The sequence below is a fragment of the Blastococcus sp. SYSU DS0541 genome, from assembly GCF_054050875.1.
This window is the reverse complement of record NZ_JBJHAD010000040.1, coordinates 1-3,243: the sequence shown is the minus strand read 5'-3', so window position 1 is coordinate 3,243 and position 3,243 is coordinate 1. Positions and strand designations below refer to the sequence as shown.

3 protein-coding genes are annotated in these 3,243 nt (G+C 74.2%); all 3 read left to right on the top strand.

Features of this window, described 5'->3' with window-relative positions:
* The first annotated feature begins 160 nt into the window (after nt 1–160).
* Nucleotides 161–1,102 (top strand): type II secretion system F family protein, encoded by a 942-nt coding sequence (locus ACI794_RS20730; protein WP_456603480.1) that lies wholly within the window; start codon nt 161–163, stop codon nt 1,100–1,102.
* Nucleotides 1,103–1,114: 12 nt separating this feature from the next.
* A complete protein-coding gene (locus tag ACI794_RS20725; RefSeq protein ID WP_456617264.1) occupies nt 1,115–1,996 on the top strand; it encodes a type II secretion system F family protein in 882 nt (293 codons plus the stop codon).
* A 53-nt stretch (nt 1,997–2,049) separates the two neighbouring features.
* Nucleotides 2,050–3,243: OmpA family protein (locus tag ACI794_RS20720; protein WP_456617263.1), on the top strand; the 1,194-nt coding region annotated here is incomplete at its 3' end.

Sequence of the window (3,243 nt, the reverse complement as noted above, 5' to 3'; positions counted from 1 at the left end):
ACTACTCCGCCGGGGTCGACCCGGTCACCGGCCGCTTCCTGGGCAAGCCGGTGCCCACCGGTGTCCGCCCCCGCTTCACCGACCGCTTCACCGACATGGGCATCACCCTCTCCCCCCGCGTCTTCGGAGTCCCCGCGGACCGTCTCTCCGGAGGCTGGCGATGAGCGGTACTGCGGTCCTGGCGCTGGGAGTCCTCGCCGCCACGGCGGCGCTGGTCCTCGGCGTCCTGGCGGTCGTTCCGCCGCAGCAGCGGATTGCCCTCGACCGGCTCGACCCGACCATCGGCCCACCGCCGAGCGCGCTCACGGGTCTCACCCAGCGGGCGCAGGGTGGGATCGAGACCGTGCTCGCGAAGCGTGACGGCGGTTCGGGGCTGGCCCGGGACCTGCAGGCCGCCGGCCTGCGGTTGCGGCCGGCGGACTTCGTGCTGCTGACGCTCTCCGGCCTCGTCGTCGCCGGGGCGCTGGGCCTGCTGCTCGGTGGGCTGGTCCTCGCCGTGCTCCTGGCCGCACTCGCGCCATTGATCGCGAAGGTGCTGCTCAGCGTGCTGGCAGGCCGGCGCCGGGCGGCGTTCGCCGACCAGCTGGACGACTCGCTGCAGCTCATGGCCAGCAGCCTGCGGGCCGGCCACAGCATCCTGCGGGCCGTCGACTCCGTCGCCCAGGAGGGTGCGGCCCCGACGTCGGAGGAGTTCGCCCGGATCATCAACGAGACCCGCGTCGGCCGCGATCTCGGAGTCGCGATCGACGAGGTCGCCGAGCGGATGGGCAGCGAGGACTTCACCTGGGTGGCCCAGGCCATCGCCATCCAGCGCGAGGTCGGCGGCAACCTCGCCGAGGTCCTCGACCGGGTCGGCCACACCATCCGGGAACGCAACGCCATCCGCCGCCAGGTCAAGGCACTCTCCGCCGAGGGCAAGCTCTCCGCGTACGTCCTCATGGCCCTCCCCATCGGGGTGGGGCTCTTCCTGTTCGTGATCAGGCCCGAGTACATGAGCGTCTTCACCGAGAGCCTCATCGGCTACGCGATGCTCGCCGCCGTCGCCGTGCTGCTCACGGCGGGTGGCTTCTGGCTGCGCAAGACCGTCCGCATCACCTTCTGAGGGGGGCACGACATGGTTCTCGTCTCCGGTGCCGCCTTCCTGGTGGTGTCCGCATTCTTGCTGCTGGGCTGGGCGCTGGTCGCCCGGCCCGACGCCGCGGCGGCGACCACCCGCGCGAACCTGGTGCGCGGGCTGGATGTGACGACCGGCAGGCCGGGCGCCGGTGCCCGGCCCGGGTCGTCCTCCCTCGTCGCCGCGCTCACCCCGCGCGGCACGGCCGCGCGCCTGCAGCGGCTGATCGCGGGCGCCGGCTACCCGAAGGAGTGGCCGCTGCCCCGGCTGGTGGCCGCCAAGCTGGTGCTGGCCGCCGTGGCCGGTGGTGTCGGGTTCCTCCTGCTGGCCGACGGGCTCAGCTTCCTCCGCGTGCTGCTGCTCGTGGCCATGGCCGGGATCTCCTACTTCGTGCCGGAGTTGCTGCTCTACAGCCGGGGCCAGGAGCGCCAGCAGGAGATCCAGCTCCAGCTCGCGGACACCCTCGACCAGATGACCATCGCGGTGGAGGCGGGCCTCGGCTTCGAGTCGGCGATGGACCGGGCCGGCAAGAACGGCAAGGGAGCGCTGGCCGAGGAGCTGACCCGCACGCTGCAGGACATCGCCGTCGGCCAGCCGCGCCGCGACGCCTACCTGGCCCTGGCCGAGCGCACCAACGTGCAGGACCTGCGCCGGTTCGTCAGCGCGATCATCCAGGCCGACCAGTACGGCGTCTCCATCGCCGACGTGCTGCGCACCCAGGCCGGGGAGATGCGGCTCAAGCGCCGCCAGCGCGCCGAGGAGAAGGCGATGCAGATCCCGGTGAAGGTCATCTTCCCGCTGATCCTGTTCATCCTGCCGACGCTCTTCATCATCGTGCTCGGCCCGGCCGTCATCGACATCATCGGCGCGTTCGGCGACTGAACCACGTCGCCGATCACCCGTCGTCGCGTTTGGCGCTGATCCCGAGGAGAACCATGTCCATGCAGTCCGTCCGGCGGCGCCTGCCGGCCGTCGCCGGCTCGCTCGCCGTGGCCTGGACCCTCATCGGGTGCACCGCCACCCCACCGGCCGACCCCAGCGGCGGGCTCGCCGTCGTGGTCGGTGCCCACAGCAACATGCCGCCGGCGGCGGCGGTGGACGGCGTTGCGGAGCAGGTCCTCACCAACGCCGTCCGCACCCGCGCCGAGATGTCCGTGGTGGTCGCCGACGGCGCCCCGTTCGTCGTGGAGGACGCCCGGTCGACGGGTGCCGACCGCGAGTCGCTCGACCAGCACCTGACCTCGGCGGCAGCCAGGACGCCGGAGACCGACCTGCTGGCCGCGCTCGGTCTCGCCGCCGCCGAGATCTCCGCGGCGGACGGCCGGCGCACGGTCCTGGTCGTCGACTCCGGGCTGTCCACCACCGGGGCCCTGGACTTCCGGCAGCGCGGCCTGCTCGACGCCGACCCGGCCGACGTGGTGGCGAGCCTCCAGGCGGCCGGCGCTCTCCCGGACCTCAGCGGCGTGCACGTCGTCTTCCAGGGCCTCGGTGACACCGCCGCCCCGCAGCCGCCGCTGGGTGAGGCGGTCCGCCGCCAGCTCGCGGACCTCTGGACCGCCGTCGCCCTGGCGGCCGGGGCGCTGGACGTCACCGTCGAGCGAACCCCGCTCGAGGGCGAGCCCGTCGCGGGCCTGCCGCCGGTGAGCTTGATCGGCCCCGGCGGGGGAGTGACCTGCACGCAGAACACCGTCGTCCTCGACGGCGGGGCGGTCGCCTTCCAGGCCGACACTGCGGCGTTCCAGGACACCGCCGCCGCGGCGGCGAAGCTGCAGCCGGTCGCTGACCGAATGCGCGCTGCCGGCGTCACCGCGACGCTGACCGGGACGACCGCCGATGTCGGGGACGACGACGGGCAGCGGCGGCTGAGCCAGCAGCGCGCGCAGGCCGTCGCCGATCTGCTCGGTGACCTCGGGGTGCCGGCCGAGCGCATGACCGTCCTCGGTCTCGGCAGCGACTTCCCCGGCTACGTCCAGGACCGGGACGGGAACGGCACGCTGCTCCCGGCGGCGGCCGCGCAGAACCGGAGAGTGACCATCGAGCTCGTCGGGGGGGGGGGGGGGGGGGGGGGGGGGGCGCGCCGGGCCCCCCCCCGCCCGGGCGGCGGGGCGGGGGGCGGGGGGGGGGGGGCG

What these genes read in the sequence shown, in the direction of transcription:
- ACI794_RS20725 (WP_456617264.1), top strand. Translation starts at nt 1,115, where the DNA reads ATGGTTCTCGTCTCCGGTGCCGCCTTCCTGGTGGTGTCCGCATTCTTG.
- ACI794_RS20730 (WP_456603480.1), top strand. Translation starts at nt 161, where the DNA reads ATGAGCGGTACTGCGGTCCTGGCGCTGGGAGTCCTCGCCGCCACGGCG.